The 21,708-nt window shown below is 48.8% G+C and carries 19 protein-coding genes and 1 pseudogene; 4 read left to right on the top strand and 16 right to left on the bottom strand.

What is annotated here, in order from left to right; translation table 11 throughout:
- Positions 1 to 11: 11 nt before the first annotated feature.
- The 14 genes and pseudogenes from ACRJJO_RS04775 to ACRJJO_RS04840 form a co-directional block, all read right to left on the bottom strand.
- Positions 12 to 377, bottom strand: a complete 366-nt coding sequence (locus ACRJJO_RS04775; protein ID WP_431064760.1) for a MerR family transcriptional regulator — start codon at positions 375 to 377, stop codon at positions 12 to 14.
- A complete protein-coding gene (merA, locus tag ACRJJO_RS04780; protein ID WP_431064761.1) occupies positions 377 to 2,050 on the bottom strand; it encodes a mercury(II) reductase in 1,674 nt (557 codons plus the stop codon). Before merA ends, ACRJJO_RS04775 begins: the two co-directional genes overlap by 1 nt.
- Before the next feature lie 14 nt (positions 2,051 to 2,064).
- Positions 2,065 to 2,388, bottom strand: a complete 324-nt coding sequence (merP, locus tag ACRJJO_RS04785; protein ID WP_431064762.1) for a mercury resistance system periplasmic binding protein MerP — start codon at positions 2,386 to 2,388, stop codon at positions 2,065 to 2,067.
- A gap of 11 nt (positions 2,389 to 2,399) precedes the next feature.
- Positions 2,400 to 2,765 (bottom strand): annotated as a pseudogene (locus ACRJJO_RS04790) (mercuric transporter MerT family protein); the annotation flags it as partial.
- A gap of 137 nt (positions 2,766 to 2,902) precedes the next feature.
- Entirely contained in the window at positions 2,903 to 3,322 is a 420-nt protein-coding gene (locus tag ACRJJO_RS04795) for a MerR family transcriptional regulator (RefSeq protein ID WP_431064763.1), read from the bottom strand.
- Between the two features lie 110 nt (positions 3,323 to 3,432).
- The gene (locus ACRJJO_RS04800; protein WP_431064764.1) at positions 3,433 to 4,005 is read right to left on the bottom strand and encodes a recombinase family protein; all 573 of its coding nucleotides are present in this window, start codon (positions 4,003 to 4,005) and stop codon (positions 3,433 to 3,435) included.
- A 382-nt stretch (positions 4,006 to 4,387) separates the two neighbouring features.
- Entirely contained in the window at positions 4,388 to 4,735 is a 348-nt protein-coding gene (locus ACRJJO_RS04805; RefSeq protein ID WP_431064765.1) for a DUF3147 family protein, read from the bottom strand.
- 76 nt (positions 4,736 to 4,811) lie between these two features.
- Positions 4,812 to 5,135 carry a hypothetical protein gene (locus tag ACRJJO_RS04810; RefSeq protein WP_431064766.1) on the bottom strand — a complete coding sequence of 108 codons (324 nt, stop codon included), beginning with the start codon at positions 5,133 to 5,135 and terminating at the stop codon, positions 4,812 to 4,814.
- Positions 5,136 to 5,263: 128 nt separating this feature from the next.
- Positions 5,264 to 8,374 (bottom strand): efflux RND transporter permease subunit, encoded by a 3,111-nt coding sequence (locus ACRJJO_RS04815; protein ID WP_431064767.1) that lies wholly within the window; start codon positions 8,372 to 8,374, stop codon positions 5,264 to 5,266.
- 12 nt (positions 8,375 to 8,386) lie between these two features.
- Complete coding sequence (locus ACRJJO_RS04820; RefSeq protein ID WP_431064768.1) at positions 8,387 to 9,931, bottom strand: efflux RND transporter periplasmic adaptor subunit; 1,545 nt, start codon at positions 9,929 to 9,931, stop codon at positions 8,387 to 8,389.
- Complete coding sequence (locus ACRJJO_RS04825; protein WP_431064769.1) at positions 9,928 to 11,214, bottom strand: TolC family protein; 1,287 nt, start codon at positions 11,212 to 11,214, stop codon at positions 9,928 to 9,930. The genes ACRJJO_RS04820 and ACRJJO_RS04825 overlap by 4 nt, the downstream gene beginning before the upstream one ends.
- A 13-nt stretch (positions 11,215 to 11,227) precedes the next feature.
- Positions 11,228 to 12,193: a M56 family metallopeptidase gene (locus ACRJJO_RS04830; protein ID WP_431064770.1), complete on the bottom strand. Its 966-nt coding sequence runs from the start codon at positions 12,191 to 12,193 to the stop codon at positions 11,228 to 11,230.
- The gene (locus ACRJJO_RS04835) at positions 12,190 to 12,597 is read right to left on the bottom strand and encodes a BlaI/MecI/CopY family transcriptional regulator (protein ID WP_431064771.1); all 408 of its coding nucleotides are present in this window, start codon (positions 12,595 to 12,597) and stop codon (positions 12,190 to 12,192) included. Before ACRJJO_RS04835 ends, ACRJJO_RS04830 begins: the two co-directional genes overlap by 4 nt.
- A 218-nt stretch (positions 12,598 to 12,815) precedes the next feature.
- The gene (locus tag ACRJJO_RS04840) at positions 12,816 to 13,784 is read right to left on the bottom strand and encodes a tyrosine-type recombinase/integrase (RefSeq protein ID WP_431064772.1); all 969 of its coding nucleotides are present in this window, start codon (positions 13,782 to 13,784) and stop codon (positions 12,816 to 12,818) included.
- Between the two features lie 195 nt (positions 13,785 to 13,979).
- On the opposite strand from ACRJJO_RS04840, the gene ACRJJO_RS04845 reads away from it, so the two are divergent.
- From ACRJJO_RS04845 to ACRJJO_RS04855, 3 genes are all read left to right on the top strand, one after another.
- Positions 13,980 to 14,252, top strand: a complete 273-nt coding sequence (locus ACRJJO_RS04845; protein ID WP_017842796.1) for a CopG family ribbon-helix-helix protein — start codon at positions 13,980 to 13,982, stop codon at positions 14,250 to 14,252.
- Positions 14,240 to 14,533: a type II toxin-antitoxin system RelE/ParE family toxin gene (locus ACRJJO_RS04850; RefSeq protein WP_431064773.1), complete on the top strand. Its 294-nt coding sequence runs from the start codon at positions 14,240 to 14,242 to the stop codon at positions 14,531 to 14,533. Before ACRJJO_RS04845 ends, ACRJJO_RS04850 begins: the two co-directional genes overlap by 13 nt.
- Positions 14,534 to 14,883: 350 nt before the next feature.
- Positions 14,884 to 15,834 (top strand): hypothetical protein, encoded by a 951-nt coding sequence (locus ACRJJO_RS04855; RefSeq protein ID WP_431064774.1) that lies wholly within the window; start codon positions 14,884 to 14,886, stop codon positions 15,832 to 15,834.
- 247 nt (positions 15,835 to 16,081) lie between these two features.
- On the opposite strand, the gene ACRJJO_RS04860 is transcribed toward ACRJJO_RS04855, so the two are convergent.
- Positions 16,082 to 16,447, bottom strand: coding sequence for a hypothetical protein (locus tag ACRJJO_RS04860; protein ID WP_431064775.1), 366 nt, complete (start codon positions 16,445 to 16,447; stop codon positions 16,082 to 16,084).
- A 631-nt stretch (positions 16,448 to 17,078) separates the two neighbouring features.
- Between ACRJJO_RS04860 and ACRJJO_RS04865 the strand changes: the two genes are divergently transcribed.
- Positions 17,079 to 18,047: a hypothetical protein gene (locus ACRJJO_RS04865; protein WP_431064776.1), complete on the top strand. Its 969-nt coding sequence runs from the start codon at positions 17,079 to 17,081 to the stop codon at positions 18,045 to 18,047.
- A gap of 618 nt (positions 18,048 to 18,665) precedes the next feature.
- On the opposite strand, the gene ACRJJO_RS04870 is transcribed toward ACRJJO_RS04865, so the two are convergent.
- A complete protein-coding gene (locus ACRJJO_RS04870) occupies positions 18,666 to 21,578 on the bottom strand; it encodes a Tn3 family transposase (protein WP_431064777.1) in 2,913 nt (970 codons plus the stop codon).
- Positions 21,579 to 21,708: the final 130 nt, after the last annotated feature.

A 21,708-nucleotide genomic window follows, 5' to 3' on the forward strand; every position in this document is an offset into this window, starting at 1 on the left:
CTTCTATCAGGTTAACGAGCGTCTCGAATGGTGGATAAACTCCGCTCAAAAGTATTCAGTTTGCTGCGGGTATCCTGAATAGTGTGATTCAGCTCAGTCAGGCTTTTTGTTAAGCCCTCATCATCTCTGGTATCACTGGCTGCCAATAAACAGACTATTTTCGCTAAGGGAATCCCTGCATCGCGAGCCGTTTTGATAAAACGTAAGCGTTCAATCGCAGGCTCATCAAACAGCAGCAGTCCTCCTTCTGATCTGCTATTGATCGCAACCATTCCCAGATCCACATAGTTCCTTATACTGTGAACGCTTACCCCAGTTTTTTCAGCCAGTGCAGATAGTCTGAGCAACTGGTCATCCTTTAGGCAATGATTCATCATTACCCCGCACAGCAGGAAAGTTCTTTGACATCTTTGCTAAACGTTTGTGCGCAAAGTTTAATGCCTTCCACCATTGTCAAATAAGGAAATAATTGTCCGGCCAGCTCTTCAATGGTCATCCTCTGATGAATTGCCAGGGCCGCGGTCTGGATCATTTCACCGGCTTCCGGCGCCAGTATCTGTGCGCCGATTAATCGGCGGCTGCCTTCTTCCATGACCAGTTTGATAAAACCGCGGGTTTCAAAATTGGCCAGTGACCTTGGAACGTTCTCCAACGTCAGCAGACGGCTGTCGGTTTCGATATTGTCGTGATGCGCTTCCGCTTCGGTTAATCCCACCGTCGCCATTTGCGGCTCGGTAAACATCACGGCTGGCATCGCCGATAGATCGATGGCCGCATCGCCGCCGGTCATATTGATGGCGGCTCGGGTGCCGGCGGCAGCGGCGACGTAAACAAACTGGGGTTGATTGGTGCAATCGCCCGCGGCATAAATATGTTCGACATTGGTACGCATGTGGTCATCAATGACGATAGCACCGCTTTTACTGACCTCAACACCCACCTGATCCAATGCCAGACCTTGGGTATTCGGTGGGCGTCCTGTGGCGATCAAGAGTTGATCGCCTTCCAGGGGTTGTCCTTTCGTGGTTTTAATGCGGAATTGTCCCGTTGAAAACCGGCCTTTTTTGTAGCTAATCGCTTCTGCCTGGGTATGCGCCAGTATAGTCATGCCTTCTGATTCGAGAATTTTATGCAGTTCTGAACCGATATCGGGATCTTCCCTGAACAAAATTGAGCTGCGGGCCAGCAAGGTGACTTTGGAACCCAGTCTCAAATAAGCCTGCGCCAGCTCCAGCGCGACGATAGAGGAGCCGATGACGATCAAATGTTCCGGCAGTTTTTCTGCTTCCAAGGCTTCCGTCGAGGTCCAGTACGGTGTTCCGGCTAAGCCTGGAATCGGCGGGATACTGGCCGAAGCGCCCGTGGCAATGAGAAACCGGTCGGCGGTGATTTCGGTTTTGTCACCGTGTTCCTGATCGACAATCAGGGTATTGGCGTTTTTAAAGCGGGCATCGCCTTTGACCAACGTGATGTTCGGATGGGTTTCCAATATGTTTTCATATTTTGCCGCTCTGAGTTCATTCACCCGGGCTTGCTGTTGAGCCAGTAGTTGTTTACGGTCAATCACCGGTTTGCGTTTTTTGATGCCGTCAAACGCATGCTCCTGTTGCAAATGAGCGATATGGGCCGCCCGAATCATGATCTTGGACGGTACGCAGCCGATATTGACACAGGTGCCGCCGATGATGGGTTTGCGCTCGATCAGAGTGACTCTGGCCCCGTTTTCCACCGCTTTGATCGCACAAGCGAAGGCGCCCGATCCGGTGCCGATAATGGCGACATGCAGCGGCTGACCGTTGTTGGCTGCGCCCGGCATTTTGTCATCTTCAACCGTCTTTTCTTGATCCAAATCTGTAACGCTGTAACCTTTCTCTTCAATCTGCTTGATCAGCGCTTTAAAACTACCTTCACCGGTTACTGTGAGGAGTCCAATGCCTTCAGGATAAGACACTTCAATCTTTACCCCTTCCTGTTCATTGAGTTTTTTCTCAATGCCTCCGGCACAGCTTTGGCAGGTCATACCGTCAATTTTCAGTTTTTTGGTCCGCATAGCGAATTCCTATTTTATTTGTCCGGATGAACCGTTGCAGGATAACCCACGTTGGTTGTTGCATTGATCAGGGCCTCTATATTGGTTTTTTGCGGGTCGAAAGTCACATTGGCTGTTTTACTGTCAAAATCCACTTTGGCGCTCTGTACACCCTCAACTCTTTGCAGCGCCTTTCTGATCGTGATGGGACACATCGCGCAGGTCATGTTCTGCACATCGAGCGTCACCGACTGACGATCGTTTTGAGTCTGAGTCGGCACTTCAGCTTGAATCGTTGGCATTAAAAAAAGCCCCGAAATTAAACTCAACACGAAGAATAACGTTTTCATTTTCATCATTGTTCTCCTTAAACCATAAAAAACGGGGCATACCAGGGGAATGCCAATAATAATAAAATCAATCCGGAACCGATCCAGAAGATCAACCGTTGTTTCTGTTTGACATCGGGTGAGGCACAGGCTTCACCTTCCTCACAGTTTTCCGGAATTAAATAGAGTTTGCGATAACCCAAACCAATGAAGACCAAGGTTAGAAGGATAAAAACAGGCCGGACTGTTTCCATGGACGTTAAGGTACTCATCCATGCGCCGCCAATCCCCAAGGATAAAAGTAGTAAAGGGCCGACACAGCAGACGGAAGCGCCAATAGCGGCCAGAATAGCGCCTAGGCCAAGCCAGGATGTGCTTTTGGCGGGTGTTTCTTGTTCGGTTGTCATCATCGTTCTCCACAATCAAAAAAAATCGTTGTTGTTAACAGGTCAGCAGTGCATTTGCCTGGCGTCGAACAGACATTGATAGCATTTGATTCGGAGTCTAAACCCTGTTCTATGGAACAGAGTCAAGAAGTTTCACATTATTTTTTTGATGGATCAGAGTTTGCGGCGGGTTCTGTTGAAAGTGCATTGATGAGCGAACAATGTTCGGTGGATGGATCGGTTTGACAGCCTTTAACCAAATTATCCAGCACCTGACGTAGAGCCGTTAAGTCTTTAAGTTGGTCATCAATTTGCCGTCGTTTCTGTTCAGCCATTTTGCGTACATCTTCGCAATGACCGCTATTCAGTGATAATAAATCCGAGATTTCTTTTAACGTAAAACCGGATTGTTGTGCGCGTTTAATAAATCGTATTCTGGCAATCGCCTCGGTTGGATAGTGACGATAACCCGTAACCGGCTTTACCGGCTCATCCAGCAATCCCTTGCGTTGATAATAACGAATGGTTTCAATGGTGACATTCGCTTGTTTAGCTAATTTACCTATCGTTAATTTCATGGGTCATCATGATTCATTCAATACATTTGATGTTATCCAATGACAGATTGGGTGGGATTGCAATATTGATTTCAGTAAAACACGCTATTACCCACAAATACTGGCAAAGGTTATCCTGAGAAGGATGCCCTTTTAAGCGCATCATAGAGTGTTGTTCGTTTGATACCGAATGTTCGGCAGACAGATGCCTTGCTAGCCCCAGAATTTAAGGCATCAGTGATTGCTTTTAGTTTTTCATCACTAATGATTTTTGGGCGGCCACCATGCCTTCCCCTCTTTTTTGCCGAGGCCAAACCAGCAAGAATGCGTTCTTTCGCCAGTGCTCGCTCATATTGAGCTAAAGCACCGAAAACACTGAACAGAAACTCCCCATGAGGCGTGGCGGTATCCATTTGTTCAGTCAGCGAACGAAACGCTATTTTTTTCTTCTGTAAATCCGTCACTATTTTCAACAAGTGTGGCAACGACCGACCTAGCCGATCTAATTTCCACACCACTAGGCAGTCACCCGCACGAACGTAATCCAGTGCCTGTTTTAATCCTACCCTGTCATCACGGGCACCACTGGCTTTATCTTCGAACAAGTGGCGAGGATCGACACCCGCGCTGATTAACGCATCCCGCTGCAAATCGGTTGATTGGCGATCATTGTCGCTGGATACCCGCATATAACCCACTAACATGTACGAAAAACCCTTTTTATCAAGTTTCAGAACACACTTATAATTCGACAGTGTTTTTCGTACACAATATGCCGGTTTTTTGATAAGGTGTAAAGCAAAAACCATTGGGTGTCGTAAAACAGATGTTTTACGACATTTTCATCCAGATTTTATGTAAGGCTAGCGATACGTATTCACTCGGCAAATGATCCGTTTTTATGCCATTCATGATCGAATCTCAATTTTCATAAATGGCTGCTTACGAGAGTATCGGAGAACTGGTAGTTGCAGCCAAATAGCTGACATTCGGATTGACTTCGATTTGTTATCGGTGATGAACTTATTCCCGATCATCACTTCCCTCTATGCTAGATTTGACTATATATTTATACCCCCTCATCACTTACAGCTTTATATTGAAGCAGGCTAAACATTTGATCATCAGAAAATAACAGGCCGCTGTCGCCAGCATCGATAGTCCCATGCTCAGATAAAAATTCATCCCTTTTTTAAGTAACAGGGGCAAGCTGATGAAAAACAGCAATGACGGAATGACCAGCCAGAACACATTGCTGGCTAACGCAGCGACTTTTTCGACGTCTCTCGTGTCGATGTAAAGCCACGTCATCGCCAGAATCGAAACCAATGGCAAAGAGGCTAACAATGCGCCGAAAAAAGCGCTGCGTTTCGACAGTTCCGATAGGGCGACGATGATCAGGCTGGTGATGATCACCTTGCTTATCGCGTACATGAATGGCAAATCGTTCAATTATCTACGTGAGCTTCGGGTGATCATCAATTTTTGTTAGACTGTCACAAGCCACATGTTAGCGTGACATTTCTTTTTCGTGTTGTCGAATTTCGCGCTGCATTTCTTCAAAATGTTTTCTATCTTCTCGTTCCATCTCCTCGTAGTGCTTTCTGTCTTCCCGCTCCATTTCTTCGAAATATTTGCGTTGCTCGCGTTCAACTTCTCGACGGTCTTTAGTTGCTTCGCGCTGACGCTCTTGTTCACGCTTCCATGACTCCTTGGATCGTTCTTTGGAATATTGCCAACCTTTTCCGGATTCATCTTTGTCGGGATCGGCAAATGCAGTGGAATACATTGGCGGTGACAACAACAAGGTAAAAAGTAAGATCAATGAGCGCATAGGTCTCTCCAAAAAAATAAAATGATAACGGTTTTAAACCCTATCGAAACAGAATGAACGTGTAACAAAATTTCTGCCCCTTTATTGCTCCGATTCATAGTCGTCGCGACAAACGGGCGAGTCACAAATCACGGTTCGTCTTGTTGATTCGTGATTTTGCGCATGGAACCGAAGCGATAATACAAAGCCGGTATGACCAGCATGTTCAAAGCGGTGGAGGTTAGTAAGCCGAACAAAATCACGAGCGCCATCGGCGCTTGAATCTCACTGCCGGGTTCGCCCCCGCTTAGGGACAACGGGATCAGCGCCAGACCGGTGCCCAAGGCGGTCATCAGAATCGGCGACAAGCGTTCCAGTGCGCCTTGTTTAACGGCTTGGGATAAATCGTTTATACCTGCGTCCAGTACCAGATGGTGTATATGACTGATCATCATGACGCCGTTACGGGTGGCGATGCCGAATAAGGTAATGAAGCCGATAATGGAGGCGACGGACAGAATGCCGTCGGCGCAATACACGCCGATCACGCCGCCAATCAACGCCAATGGCAGATTCAACATCACCAGCAAGGCGTCGCCCGCCGAATGGAACGCGACGAACAACAATAAGAATATGCCGACGATCACGATGAAGCCGACGATGAACAAGGTCTTGGATGCTTGTTCGGCGCTCTCGAATTGGCCTCCATATTCCACATAGTAGCCCTTGGGAAAACGGATTTGTTCCTCGATTCCGGTTTGAATATCGTGCACCACGCCGGCCAGATCGCGTTCGGCGACATTCGCCATGACGACAATCTTGCGCTGCGCGTTCTCCCGACTGATGGTGTTGGGCCCACGCGTTTTACGGATGTCGGCCAAGGCGTGTAAGGGGAGTTGCGCGCCGGATGGGGTCATGATCAGGGTCGAGCGTATCGTTTGCAAATCTTCCAAGGCCTCCGGGCCATAGCGGACGACCAAATCGAAGCTGCCGACGTCTTCGATGACCCGTGATACAGCCCGCCCTGCAAAGGCCGTTTCGATGGCCTCGGCCACTGTGCCGATGCTCAGTCCATAGCGGGCCAGCGCCTGCCGATTGAATTTGACGTCCAGAAAAGGCACGTCGGCGGGATTGTCAATCGCCACATCCACGGCGCCAGAGATTTGTTCGGTGAGTTTTTTGACCTGTTCGGCCAAGCGCCGCAGCTCGGCCAGATCCTGTCCGAACAGCTTGATGGCGATATTCGCCCGCGTGCCGGACAGCATATGATCGATGCGGTGAGAAATGGGCTGTCCGATCACGCTCGCGGTACCCGGTACGGCGGTCAACGCCTTTCTCAATTCGGATAGAAATTCGGCTTTGCTGCGTTGCTGCATCTTCAAGCTGACATCGATTTCCGAGGCGAACACCTGTTGCGCATGCGGGTCGAGTTCGGCGCGCCCCGTTCGCCTGGCGGTGGCGACGACTTCGGGCTGCTCCAAAATGATTTCTTCGACCCGCTGCGCCAGTTGATCGGATTGCTGCAACGACGTGCCGGGCAGCGTGACGGCGCTGATCGTCAGACTGCCTTCATTGAACTCCGGCAAAAACGCCCGCCCCGACAACAGCAAGCCGACCAACGCGATCAGCAGCATCGTAGCGGATAACAGGCTGATGCCACGCCAGCGTTTTAACGATCCTTCCAGCAGTGGGGTGTAGCGTTGCTTCAACCAAATGATCAGGCGGCCTTCCTTGTCCTCGCACACGGCGCCGGAGGTCGGTAACAAGAAATAGCTCAATACCGGCGTAACGGTCACGGCGACCAGCAGCGAGGTAGCGATGGCGACGATATAAGCCATGCCCAAGGGTTGTAATAGCAGGCCTTCCACGCCGCTCAAGAAGAACAGCGGCACGAATACCAGCATGATGATCACCGTGGCAAAGACGATCGAACCCAGTATTTCGTGGCTGGCGTTGAAGACCAGCCGGCTTGTTGTCATGCGTTCGGTTTCCGGCAAACGGACATTTTCGCGCATGCGCCGCACGGTATTTTCGACCACGATGATCGCATCGTCGACCAGCGCCCCCAGGGCGATAGCTAAACCGCCCAACGTCATCGTATTGACGGTGGCCCCCATCGCTTTTATCGCTAACAGAGCCGTGATCATCGAGATGGGAATGGCGATCAAGGTGATCAGCGTCGCCCGTCCACTCATCAAAAACACGTAGAGGATGATCACGACCAGAATGGCGCCGTCGCGTAGCGCGTCCAACAGATTGTGCACCGACACGGCAATGAAATCGGCCTGCCTGAAAATATTGGCATCCAAGATCATACCTTCCGGCAGGGTTTTTTGAATGTCGGCCAGCACGGCGTCCAATCGCTCGGTTAAGGCCAGCGTGTTGACGCCGGGTTGTTTTTGCACGCCCAGAATCACGGCGGGACGGCCGTTATGGGAACCGGTGCCGCGTTTAAGCGCCGGCCCGATTTTGATCTCGGCGACATCGCGCACCAGCACAGGCAGACCCTGACGCTGTGCAACCACCGCTTCGCCGATATCGTCCAGGCGTTGAACCCTGCCGATGCCTTGAATCAGATATTCCTGTCCGGACGCGGTATAAAACCCCGCCGAGGCATTGCTGTTAGTTTCGCGCACGGCGGCGATCACCTCGTTCAAGGTCAAACCAAAGGCGGCCAAGCGTTCCGGTTTCACTTCCACTTGATATTGTTTGGTGTCGCCACCGATCGGAATCACTTCGGCGACGCCGGAGATCGCCAGTAACCGGCGTCTCACCACCCAATCCGCCGTGGTTTTAAGACTCAAGCTATCATGTTGTTCTGATTCCAGCGCGATGAACAAAATCTCGCCCATTACCGAAGCGATCGGCGCCATCACCGGTGCGACGATATCGGGCGGCAGATGACTGCGTGCGAGTTGCAGTTTCTCGGCCACGATCTGCCGCGCTTGATAGATATCGGTGCCCCAATCGAACTCGACGATGACCACGGCGAGGCCGATGCCGGTGTTCGAACGCACCCTACGGACACCGGCGGCGCCGTTCAAGGCGGTTTCGATCGGAAAGGTAATCAGTCGCTCGACTTCGGTGGGGGCCATGCCATGAGCTTCGCTGATTACCGTGACGGTGGGCGCGGTCAAATCCGGCAACACGTCGATCGGCATGCGCTGGGTTTCGTAAGCGCCCCAAAACAATAATAAGGTTGCGCCCACCAACACGAACAGACGATTTTTTAGTGACCAGTCAATTAACTGTGCAATCATGTCGTTTCTCAACTAATGCGCGTGACCGTGAGCGGCGGGCTGGGTCGAGCTGGATGCCAAATGCACCAGATACGCCCCTGTCGTCACCACACGTTCGCCGTCGTTCAAACCGCTCAGCACTTCGGCATAGCCCTGATCGCGTATACCCAGGCGCAGCACCCGCCGTTGAAAAGACTCGCCGCTGGCATGCACGAACACGACATCTTGCCCGTTATCATCGATCAAAGCGGTTTCCGGCACGGCCAGCGCCAATCGGCTATCGCCATGATAGAGGCGAGCCTCGGCCAATAATCCCGCTGCCAGCTTCAGGTCGGCGTTGTCGAATTCGAATACCAGCGGCAAGGTGCGCGTGACAGGATCGACTAGTTGCCCGTATGCGACTAGCTGGCCGTTTTCACCCAGCTGGATAGCAAACGACTTTTCCATGCCGGCCACCTTGAAACCGACCCGCTCGGGCGGCCCTAAGCGCCCGGAATCCGCTTCGGCCACGCGCGTTTCCAGCCATAATGTCTGCGGGTCGATCAATTGGAACAAGGCATCGCCTTCTTCGACATAGCTGCCGGATGCGATATTGACCGCCGTCAAGATTCCACTGATCGGGGCGTAAAGCTTGACGCCCGACGCATCGCCGGCCGCTTGTTGGCGGGTCTGCCGCAAGCGTTTTTGCGCCGCCTGTAGTTCGGCCTGGGCGACTTTGGCGTTGCTTTCCGCTTCCAGTAATCGGCGTTTTGCAACCGATTGTTCGTTGAATAATTTCTGTAGCCGTTGCCGCTCACTGTCGGCCAATTGGTAACGAGCGCGCGCTGTTTGGACACTCATTTCCAGTTCCAGCAAATCCGTTGAACCGCTTAGTCGGGCGGCTAGCGTCGCCAGAACTTGGCCTTTTTCAACCCGGCTGCCGACCTTCGGCAGGTCTTCGGGTTTGGTTAACACATGGCCGCTCAGCGGAGCGGACACCAAGGCTTCATGGCCTGCCGCTGCCTTGATCGACGCCAAGGCCCGCACCGACGGTTGTAACGGCTGCCGCTTGACGACTTCGGTGGCGAAATCGACTTTCCATTGCTGCTCTTTCAGAAAGGAAATTTCGCTGCCATCACTGTCCTCTGCGACATCGACCAAGGCACTGTCAAAATCGGCAAATACGGTAATTTCGCCCAAGTCATGCCTGGCCTTCAAGTGCTCGGATTGTAATTCGATGATTAATTGCCTTTTTCCTGCATAGCGGGGCTGGGCTTTGGGGATAAAAATACCGGGTACTGCCGCCTGTGTGACCGAAAAGCGCTCTTCCGGCTGTCCAGCGCCGCTCAGAATGACGGTTACGGTGCCCTGTTCCACTGGACGAAAGGTGTTCATGTCGGAAAAATGCGCGGCAAAAGACGAGGTTTGTCCCACGATCAACGCGGAAAATTCGACGAACAATTCCGTCGCGTCGGTGTAATCGGTGAACACAAACGATTGGGGTTCATGCGAGTGCCCGTGTTCTTGAAGGGAGTTCGAATTACACCCAACGAGCGTTATGGCGCTCATTAAAATAATAGTTAGGGATAGATGTTTCATGGAGTCATTCCAGCGGTTAAACGGTCGAGTTCGATTCGGGCCAGGCGTGCCTTATAAGCCAAGTCAAGCCGTTCCAATTTAAATGCTTGGCGTTCACGGTAAGCGTCCAATAACTCCAAGATGCCGATTTCGCCGCCTCGATACGACGACACGGCGATGGTCGTCAGCCCATCCGAAAGCGCCTGACCTCGATGTTCTATATTCGCGGCGGCTTGCAGCAGCCCATTTAACGACAGCCAGAGTCCTTTGATTTCACCTTGGGTTTGCTGATACGCCCATTGATATTCGCTGTCTGCTTGCTGCGTTTGCGCCTGTAACCTCAAGCGTTCGGCATTATTCTGGCTCCATAACGGCAGCGGCACCTCTATGTTCACTAATACGCCAGTGTCGGAGTAAGTCGTCGCGTCGAAAGTTTTGGCGCCGACGCCGACTTTGAATTGGGGAATTTGCCATCGCTGCGCCGCTTGCGCATTCATATTCAAGGCCGATTGTTGCTTGGCGAGACGTCGCAATGCGGCGGTTTGCTGGAGTTGATTCAGATAGTTTTCCAAGGGCAAGGGCGCTTCGGGCAGCAGTTCGCCTGAGACTGTGTGCGTCGCGGACAAAACCTTCGCACCGTCCGGCCATAATGCGAACAGTTTTTCCCAACTTTGTTGCAACGCAGCCGTTTCGGTCTGTTGTCGTGTCATCGCGGTAGCACATTCCCGTTGCATTCGTTTGAGGTCATAACCGGATACGTCACCAGCCCGCTCCCGTTTTTGCAGGATGGCTTGCAACTCATTCAGATGCCGCGACCAGGCATTGACGACATCGACTCGATGCTGAAGATGTAAAACTTCGAAGAAACGTTGACGCGTCTGCGCCTGGAATGCAGCTAGTCGGGATTCGATGCCGGCTTCCACCGCTTGTAAGTTCTGTTGCGCGGCGGATTGGCGTAAGCCCCGTCGTCCGCTGAGATCGATTTGTTGCGACAGCATATAGGAATTTTCAAAGGCATTTTGGTCTCGCTTCCCGGGTAAATCCATCGCATAGGAAAAGGTGGGATTTTCCCAATGGGAGGCCGCCATGATATCGCTTTGGGCTTCATCGAGACGTCCGTTAACCCAGTCTTGCACGCTGACTTGTTGCATCACCTGTTCGAGCAACTCGCTTTCAGTCAAGGGCGACTTGGCGTGTGACGGCAACGCGAGGAGCAGTGTGGTGCTCAGCAGCCATAGCGCCGAATAAAGCCGATTGTTGATCGGTTTTAAGAATAATAGCGGTTTCGTTGAAATCATTTTCATTAGGGAATAGGGGTTAAAGCAGATGATGCAGCGGCATCGTCAGACTGACGACGCCGGATAATAGCAAGCCGAACAGCAACGCACTCAACCAGACCGTCGTGCGGGGTAACGGTTCGGGTTGTTCCAACAATTGCCGAATACGGAGCTCGATGTGACTGCCATTAAAGGCGCTAATCGCTGGATTGGCTTCCGGCATGCTGAGATTGAGTTGCCGGACGATTTTAATCAGGGTTTCGGCGACTAACAGACGGTCGCTTACACACTGCACTGCTTCAGTATCACAGATTTGTTCCTGCGCCAATTCCAAATCCCGGAGCAACTGTCTACGCGTGGCGGAAAAATGCAATAGACTGGCAATGCTTAAACACAAGCGCCATAACATATCGCGCCGTCGGCAATGAGATCGTTCATGCGCGAGCACCACAGCCAATTGCGGGCCGGACAGTTGCTCAATCAAGTGCGAAGATATAAACACACGGGGCGCAAACAATCCGGCCGCGAAGACGAAAGCCCGTTCACTGTCGATCCGGTAAACTCGATGCCGCGCATCGTATTCACTGATCAAATTGAGCGCGGCCTGAAATCGCCGAATCCGCAACCAAAAACGGAGCGCGGCGACCAAGCCGTAACTCACGACACCGACCATTAAACCGGCGCCGATCGTCCAAAACTGATCGGACAGGTGTACGAGCGGATCAAACCAGCATAAATGAGCCATGCTGTTCGCATGCGTGGCGCAATGTTCCGTCGCCTCGTCGTGACTCGCCATCCAGGAGGGCAACAAACCGAATAATGTGATCAAAAGGCCCAGCAAAAGGGGACCGCACAGTGTGACAGCCAACACCTTGGCACGAAAATGACAGGGCAGCGGCAATAAATGCCGACGGAAACTGGGATAGCCGATGGCCGACAGCAGCGACAGTAGGCCGCCGGAAAAGAACGTTGCCAAAATCCCAGATTGAAGAAAATGCAGGCTCATGAAGTCGACTTATGACAGCGGTTGGAACGGTATTCGCTGATCAGTTGTTCCAATCGCTCCAGATGCGCTTCATCGCTGCGCGCGGCAATGTCGACGAATGCCGCCAACATACTGTCGGCATCATCGTCTACCAGCGTGTGGACGACATCGGTGATCATTCGTCCCATCAACTCATCCCGACTGACCGAAGTCTGATAGACATAGGCACGACTCACTTTTTGTCGGGTCAACAGTTTTTTCTTGTACAGTCGTTCCAGCGTCGACTGAATGGTATTGTGGGAAATTCCGCGCGACCTGCCTAACGCGGCATGTACTCCATTCGCGTCAAATGTGCCGTTGGCCCAAAGATATTCGAGCACCGCCATTTCCAGTTCCCCCAAATAAGGGCGTTGAATAATTTTCATGAACAGCAAAATTTCCCATTACACACAGCAAGCTATTATTCTCATTATTTAACCGAGCGTCAATCGGTTTTAGAAAAATGGAATTCCAGATCCACCAAAGTTAGGGGCGAATCGTTGTTGGGCACATTGCTGTTTCGGTTCGTATTGCGGTTCTACCCTGCTATCCGACGTCCGACAGTTTTAAATGGCGGCTGGTAACACGACTGCTTGTATTCCCCCTAATACTCCACCTTAAAACTCGGGCTATCTTCCGGTCGACTATGCCGTTTATCGTACAGCCGAGTGGTCGAAACATTAGCATGGCCCAGCCATTCCTGAACTTTGGCGATATCGGCTTTATGATCGAGCGCATTAGTGGCGGCGGTCGCGCGAAGCGAGTGCACGCAAAATCCGTGGGTATCGAGCGTGATGCCAACCTGTTTGGCGTAACACATGACCACATCCCGATACACCGAACGCGGATTGAGCGGTTTAGTGAGATCTCCAGTCGAGTTGTTTTTCACCGGCCGAAACAAAGCGCCTTCCAGATCTGCACTATGACCAGACGTTTGCAGATATTCGGCGATTAAGCGTTGAGTTTTCGGTTCCACCGGCACGAAGCGTTCTTTTTTCCGTTTGCCGTGGACATGGAACATCATCACGCCGGATCTTCGTTGATAATCTTTGACACTCAGATTGCACAGTTCCTGCCGGCGCAGACCATGATAGAGCAGAGCGGCTAAAATCGCCCGATCGCGTTGCCCTTTTACCGTGTCTTCCGGCGGCGCTTCCAATAGCAGTCGAGCCTGGTCGTTACTCAAGGCTGGGGTTTTGCCTTCATTGTTATTGGCCATGGGTCGCTTCACGCCTTTGACCGGATTATGGGTCACGGCGTTTTTCTCACATAAATACTCAAATAAGGAAGACAGAGCAGAGAGCTTGCGGCGGATGGTGGCGTCGGAGAATTTTTTCTCTTCAATGGTTTTTCGCCAGGCAATGACATGGGACCGGGTGACGATACGAAACTCAGCCGGTTGGCTGATGCCGACAAATTGCGCGAAATCGCGAATGTCATTCTGGTAAGCTTTTCGGGTTTTCTCGGAACTGATGTTGGCAAACCATTCGAGTTCCGGCGGCACGTCGGATAACTGCTGAAATTGTTTCGCGGTCAGTGCGCGTTCCGGATTTTTGAGCAACAAGTCGGTCATGGTATTTATACCTTATATAGTGGTGCAAATGAGGCAGGATTTTGGGGGCGTGTTTTTAGGTCCTATAAAATACATTATAGGACGTAAAGTGGGCGGAGCCCAAGCTAAAGCTTCGCTGACATTTCATTGGAAAAATGCCACCTCCTTATGCTAGAGTATTTAAAAGTACTACCTTTTACTAACGAGGCGATCACTATGGCAACATCTGTTAAACTCGATGCGGACTTGAAGAATCGAGTTCAGCATCTGGCTGATCTGAGGAATCGATCATCGCATTGGATTATGCGCGAAGCCATTCGCGACTATGTTGAACGCGAAGAAGCCCGAGAAAGTTTCAAACAAGAAGCCTTGTCAGCTTGGCAGGCTTACCAAGAAACGGGCAAACATCTAACGGGCCAAGAAGCGCGTCATTGGCTGAGCACCTGGGGTACAGAGCATGAGCAAGAGAGCCCTGAGTGCCACGAATAATTATTACCGAAGGGGCGGCTCAAGGTTTGGAACGCTGTCGCCTCTTTTTAGCCGAAAAAAATCCTTTGGCCGCGGCAAGAGCCGCGCGGGCAATTGCACAGCGATTTGAGCGCCTAGAAACAGAACCCGAAATCGGCAGGCCGTGGGAAGATCTTCCAGAATTACGTGAATTACTCATTCCATTCGGCGATTCCGGTTTTGTGGCACTCTATCGCTATGAACCGGATGATAATGCTCTTTATGTACTTGCCTTTCGACACCAGAAAGAAGCGGGTTATTAATTAGGGTGACCTTAAGGATTCGTGCGAAGATGGGCAATAGCGGATAACCTCATGTGTTCCTGGCTCGAAGGTTTGCAAACGACCCAAACTCGTCATACGACTTTCTCCAAACCGGCCAGTCAGGCAAATTCAGATTCTTCGAACTGGAAGTCTACAAAGCGGCCATTGGAGACCTCGCCAACCGCCCAATAAGCGCACGGATGCTCACTTCGGAAAGTGTAGGTTTTATGACATGTAGCCGACACGTCAGTTATAGCTTTGGTGAACTTGTTCTGTTCAGAGGTTATATTTTGCACCAACTTTTTGATGCTTATAAACTGGCAACTTATTTAATGGGATAAGACTTAAGAATGCTTCCAAAATTGATTGTTCATGCAGATTGGAGCAAAGACCCGTATAAACGATGGATCTGTTCTGCGATACTTGATAGCAACACTTATCGTGTCTCGGCTCCAGTCCCGGTACAAAAACCAGAATCTCTGGTAGTAACATCATTACGACAGGCCAACGACCATGGCGTTATTCTTGGGTTTGATTTCCCGATTGGTGTTCCTAAGGCTTATGCTGATTTGGCAGGATTTAACCGATTCATGGATGTGCTGCCTGAATTCGGAAAAGGGCTATGGAAGGATTTTTACAAAGTAGCAGAACGTCCTGAAGATGTTACCGTTTACAGGCCATTTTATCCCCAAAGGTGTATCCATCGTGGTCAAGCGACCCAGAGCCATTTGCTTGCTGGCATAGGTGTTTCTGAAATCATGAATCTTCTGAGACGATGTGAGCTCGGCAATGAGGATCGGAATAATGCATGTTCACTGTTCTGGACATTGGGCGGGAACCAAGTAGGAAAAGCAGCCATTACTGGTTGGCGAGAAATCTTAGTCCCAACCATTAATTCAATAAGATCGGAAGTGGCTATTTGGCCATTTGATGTTCAACTCGATAGATTGACTGAAATAAAATCAGCTATTATTGTCGAGACTTATCCGGGCGACGCCTGTGTACAATTGGGCATCGGTGCACCTGGCCGAGGCTGGAGTAAACGTAATAGACTTGGTAGGGTCAGTAGGGCTCCGGCAATCAGACAATGTGCCAAGGAGATGGAAATCGACATCAGCCAAGTTGAATCGGCAATCTCAGATGGATTTGGAGAAACTGTAATTGGCGAGGATCAGTTTGACGCATTTGTTGGGCTTCTCGGCATGCTTTCAGTCGTTTTGGGTGTTCGTGATGATGGCTTACCTAATGATGCGACTGTGAAATCTGTGGAAGGCTGGATATTCGGTCAGAAAACACAATGATTTTTTATTTTAATTTATAATCATATAGTTAGAGAATTGCAGCTTAGCTTAGATTTTATCGTTGATAAATTAAACAAACATGACCAGAGAGCAACTTATGATGCAGTTGCTGGTATTTTATGGAAATCTGCTAGAAGTTTGATAAAGGGGATTGAAAAATGTCCACGTTATTCTTGGATATTCTCAAAAGAAACAGACTGTCCTACAGACTAGCATAATGTGATTAATGGTAGCCTACCGAGCTAATTTATAAATAGGTTACCTTTAAACCATCAATTTTGATTACTTTTCCTTTTTGTAACTCATTAATTATTTTTTCGGCATCAGCATCTGAAAGCGCTCCCTTAAATTGATACATTGCTTTGATAAAGTTTTGTAGTGCGGCCTTTTTTTGTGGCTTAGACTTTAAAAGCCTCTCTACAACATAAGTTAAGGTATCGTTATTTTGTTCTTTGCCATTAGTGCTTTCGGCTTTTTTCGGTTCTGGTGCTCTTTTTTCAGGATGAAGCTCTTCTTCCTCTTTTCTTGCTAATTGTATTAGCAACTGAGCAAGACGCAGCTTGTCTCGATAAGGTAATTGCTCGCATGCCAACGCTAATACTTCGTAACTCATTTGTTATCCTAACTGATTAAACTTTCGAAATACTATTGCAAAAAATCATTGTGAACTGTGATTCTCGTCATACTCCAATCCAGTTTGATACTGAAATTTTTAGGAGGTGAACTTGAGACGCGATAATAGTGCGGACTGACTGATTACGGATGAATTTTTGTCATTAAATTTGGCCAAGTCACCGGCAATTTAGGATCGCCAAGGGACCGTCTTATCTTCAGATTCATCGCCGGAAAGCGGTCAATGAAATTCTGACTCCCGAAAGCGGCCAGTCGTCACTGAGTTCAACCGACCCATTGCTGCCAAATAGGGTTTAACTTGCAATGACAAGAAATGACAATAAGCTGTCGATCAAAACATAGGTGCGAATAGCTTGCGTAACTGCATATTTTGAGACCAACAATATCCTCCGATACGCTATCGCTACTCGGAGATGCGCTGACTAACAGAATTTGTGACCGTACAGTTAATGATACTGTGCTACGAATTTTTCATTTTAATTTTGAGCAATTTATTGATAAATAATGAATTAAATTGTTGCGGATTGTTACTTCTTTTCGCATGAACAATTGCTATTGTTCATGCGAAGAACAGAAAATCACAATCTATTTTGGTACCGAAGGAGAATGAAATGGGTAGTGATCCGAATAGCGCTGCAGCAAAAAATGAGCAGACGACGATTGAAGAGGTGAAAAAGTCGTTTGACGAATTTAAGACTGCCTTAGGGAGCCAACCTGAGATTCTCGAGGATCCCGTTGTTGCTGCCAACGTTTCAATGATGGAGAACGCTGTACAGACGACATGGGAGCTAAACCGTGGAAATCCTGATCTGATAGTTCGAGGCATAGAACTACATCAGGCACAGATTTCGCTAATTAAATTTCGTGGTGAGGCGTTCGGCTACGTCAAAGACAAAAATTCGGTACAACGCGACAAACTTTATGAGCTATCCGGCCACTTCGTTGACCGTATCTCACAGAAAGTCCTAGAGTGGGGAGGAAAAGGTGCACTGACAGAGCATTACAACGGGCTGATAAAAAATATCGAAGAATTAAACAAAGTAGTAAAAATGCTGCAGGATGCTGGTTCCGTACTTCGACAATATGTCAACGATCAAGCGGTAGACTCATTACACGCCGAATTCATTAGGGACTGTTCAAAATATGGTAGAAACTCAACCATATGGTTGATCTCGTGTCTTGTGATTCTTGCCGGGTTCTTCTGGATAGTTTGGGATGCTACGACGAGTCTGCCAGTTTTTCTAGCAGATATCTCATCGAAGAAACCTGCAGACGCGGGATCTTGGTACCTGCTGTACGCACTCTTTCCTCGATTAACATTTGGAGTGACTCTTGCCTTATTCATCTTTGCCTGTTGGAGAAATTATCAGTCTTACAAACATCTCGAAGTTCTTGCGAAGAGTCGCGTTAATGTGGCCAAGTTGCTTCCCATTCTTAGGCTGAATACGGAAACGCCCGCTGCATATGCGGAACTACAAGTTGAATTCTTACGGCAGATGTCCCGAAGCGAGGAAAGTGGATTTTTGGCACAAGCTAAAGATGGCGGTGCCTTCGGTTTGACAAGGCTATTTGGAAAGTGATTGAGCCTGATAAAGTCATAAAATGTGCTGAACGGCGTGACACGCATCGTTCGCGATTGGTGCTGTCAGTAAACTCACCAAATCCAACGCCTGCTTTTGGCTGGATATTTGCCATTCGTACTTTTGTTTTGTATGGCGGGTTTTGGCCGTTATGCAAAGCTTTGCATAACGACCCTTATGTGAAGTTTCCTTTTATGCACAGTGTTTTGGTTTCGAATAGTTGACATTAGGAATCAAGCGGATTTAGCAAGGCAGCCAGATAAAAAGCTTGTCATAATTTTTGCAAACTTCAGGGAGCGATTTTCTGTTATTCAATTCAGAAACCAACCTTCAGCACTACAGATAGCTTTTTCTACTTAAAATAGTTCACAACAGGGAAACAATCATGCGAAATTTATCCGCCATGTCGATAAAAAGTGAGCATTCGATACGCCTGATGACTTCGACTGGAATAAACGCTGATATTGCTCCTTTTTGATGTATTTGAAAGCTTGTTTTAAATCATGGAAATTATGCAAAGATTGCGAGCGAGGTAGAGGCTTTAAAGCCAGCTTACATCATGGTTTCGGCAAAGCCGCTGCACATAGGGTACTGTGCATAATCATCCGTAAATATACGCTAGTCCAGTTTAATTTTCGCTCGATTTAAGATGTAATCTCCATAGAGGATGATATTTTCCCAAGAAATAGGGCTAATATGCTGGATCAACGAGATGTCGATGCTGTCATCCTCTGGCATATGATCCTGAATGACACGGTTAATTTCTTTGGCCTGCCAGTAGATAATACAGGCCATAACTAACGTTAGGCAGCTACAGGAGTGCCGCTGTTCTAACAAGTCACGTTTGTTGACTCTGCCACGCTTACCCAATTTGATATCTCGTGCCAGAGCATGAATCTGTTCACCTTTGAGCAATCCACGGCGATTACGGCGACGCAGTGCCGGATCAGACATAAAAGAAAGTGTATGTTCTGTACGGAACAGCCGTCCCAGTTCTCGGTTTGCCCGATAAAAATGATTTTTTCCGCTAAAACCGTTGAGCCGCCTTAAGGCTGTGGACGCGGTGACATGACCACATTCCAGCGAGGCATAAAAATGCCCCATGCGATCCCACTGTTCAACGATCCAGTCCAGATGCAGGGTGCGGTCTTTTTTATTGAGCAGAACGCTGAGTGGGCCATAATCTTTTTCAGTATCAACACGAAAGATTGCGTAATTTTTTAGTCCCTTGATTCTTGGGACAAAGCGTTTGCCAAGCATAGCAAAGGCTGCAAAATTGATATCAGTAAACCCATGGGAATCCGTGTAATGCTCTTCGATATTGAGATCACTTTCGTTGTAAAGTAGGCCATCGAGCACAAATGGCGCATCCCGGTCAGCGCATTCATGCAGCAAACTGAAATAAGGCGCATAATTATCGGCCACAAAGCTGTAAAACTCGACGGCAAAATCATTGAAAGCATGGCTATAAGTCTGCGTTAGCACTTTGCGGCGTAATGCAAACCGTTGTCCATCACTACTGGATGTTTTTCCTTTGCCCCAGGCTTGGGTAATATCCAGATTACTGATAGCGTTGACCACCTTGGCCAGTGAGCTGCGCTGATTCTCCTCATGCAACTGCCAGTCACTGATTTGCTTGAGGCGGTGGTAGCTGATGCCATCGATAATCTGAGCCATCGTGTAAGTGCCGATTTCGCTGGCATGGGCCATGATAGCGGCTAAGATTTCACACACTTGCTGCGCAGCGGGATGCTCTTTATCCGCTTCTGCCATGAAGTGACGTGAAAACTGTAATTCGTTATCCACCTCAATCAATAGGTCCGGAAGTTTGATGGTGCGAATGTGTTGACCTAACCAGGCTTTTAGCGAATTAAGACGACTGTCGGTGCCACTATCGAGTTTTTCGCCTGGATCAGACGTAATTTGCCAACCCTGGCTATCCAGCTGTGCATATTCATTTTTCGGTAGGCTCTGCAGAAAGTCGTCATAGGCATGATTGAGTCGTTTGGTCAGATAAGGCGCAATATCTCCTGGATCGGCAGGTAACCCAGAGCGACCAAAAAAGGCTTTGCGTTTGGTTGCCCACTCAGAAGAGGGAATAAAAAACGTGTCTAGCGTGGCAAACCGCTTGCTGTGCTGAACCGAGAGATTACCTGATTTTATTTGGTCACGAACAACGGTCAACAAAGCACATTCCCAGGCGGACTTTTTGGGTCTATCATCTTGGATTACCATTGTGCGGAGCTTTTTAGGAATAAAATCAATTGGCGCATCATCAGGCAATTTATAACGACCTTCAGTATTCATCTGATTAAGCATATTGATCGCTTCCAGCAAACCATCAGAGAATTCATCCTCGGTTTCAGCCTGGAGCTGAAGATGTTTGAATAAAGCAGGTGTAAACTGGCGTATATAACTAAACCTAGCCACTACTCGGTTGAACGCATCATGATATTTGCTGCTTAACAGCGTATCGAGTTCTTCTTGCTCTGCTTTTAATATCTGTAAATCGATCCTGCCAAAAATTGTTTGTCGAACGTCAGCTTGTGAAATATTATCGCTCAGCAGCACATCAAGGATAGTTTTGTAACGGGCTAATGATGTGCGGACTTGGCGGCGTCGCTTTTTCAGGAAGTCATTAATTTCACTGTCCGCCCGGTTGTATATTTTGTTTACCAGTTTGTCATACATTTCCACCATTGCATCAAAAGTGTCCTGGTACAACTGAGACAGAAAACAAACCAACACGGCGTAACGGCGTTCTTCTTTTAACTGTTGCAGACGGAAGGTTGAACATTGCCGGGCATAACGGGCCAAACTGCGTTGAAAATTATTGTTAAGCCACGTCATATCAACCGATAAAATGCCTGTCTGTTGGATGATTTCGAGTTTTGTGGTTAAGGCATTGAACGCCGCAGGAGAAGGGTTAACAGGAGGTTGTTTGAGTGTGTGTAGCGGTGAATGGGTACTATTCTCTGTTATCAACAATTTGTCGAGAGACTGACGTATTGCAACGGGTAAAGCTTGTAATATTTGGTCATAGATCGCGATTCTAGCGGCTTGTCGCTGGGTTTGGATGATGCGTTGTAATGTATCTTGCGAGGGTTCCAGAATCTGATGTTTTTTTAGAAAATCTCGCAACTGAACCGTCAAAGCTCCGGTCTGCTCAAGGCTATAGGACAACTTGAACACAAAGGCTTCCGCCTCGACCACTGCGGAACTGAATAAGCGGAACCCCAGGTAGCGACGAATGATTTCTTGGTGTTCGGAAATAGTCGGTTGGCGTTTTTCATATTGTGTAACGTACTGCTCGGCAATCCTTAATTGTAGTGACACAAAGGTTAGAATTTCTTCATAGATTTCCAACGGATTTTGAGCAGGAAATCGATTCAGGAGCCGGACATAGGCTAACTGATAACCAAAACCAAGTTGCGTATACTCATAGCGGCGTTGCTTGATGATTTCTAAATCACTCTCTGAAAATTTGGCAGCACTGACTAATTGCTCGCGGCTATAAGGAAAGGTATTCATTGACTCGATAGGCTTCCATGGAGTGATAGGCTCAGAAAACATCTGTTTTCCGACAGCTCTCACGCCGAGCTTAAAATCCTACACAACTCCCCCCAAAAAATAAACGAAAAACCCTGTCGGGAAGTGGTAT

Origin of the sequence: Methylotuvimicrobium sp. (genome assembly GCF_050611805.1) — a bacterium.
Classification (GTDB): Bacteria; Pseudomonadota; Gammaproteobacteria; order Methylococcales; family Methylomonadaceae; genus Methylotuvimicrobium.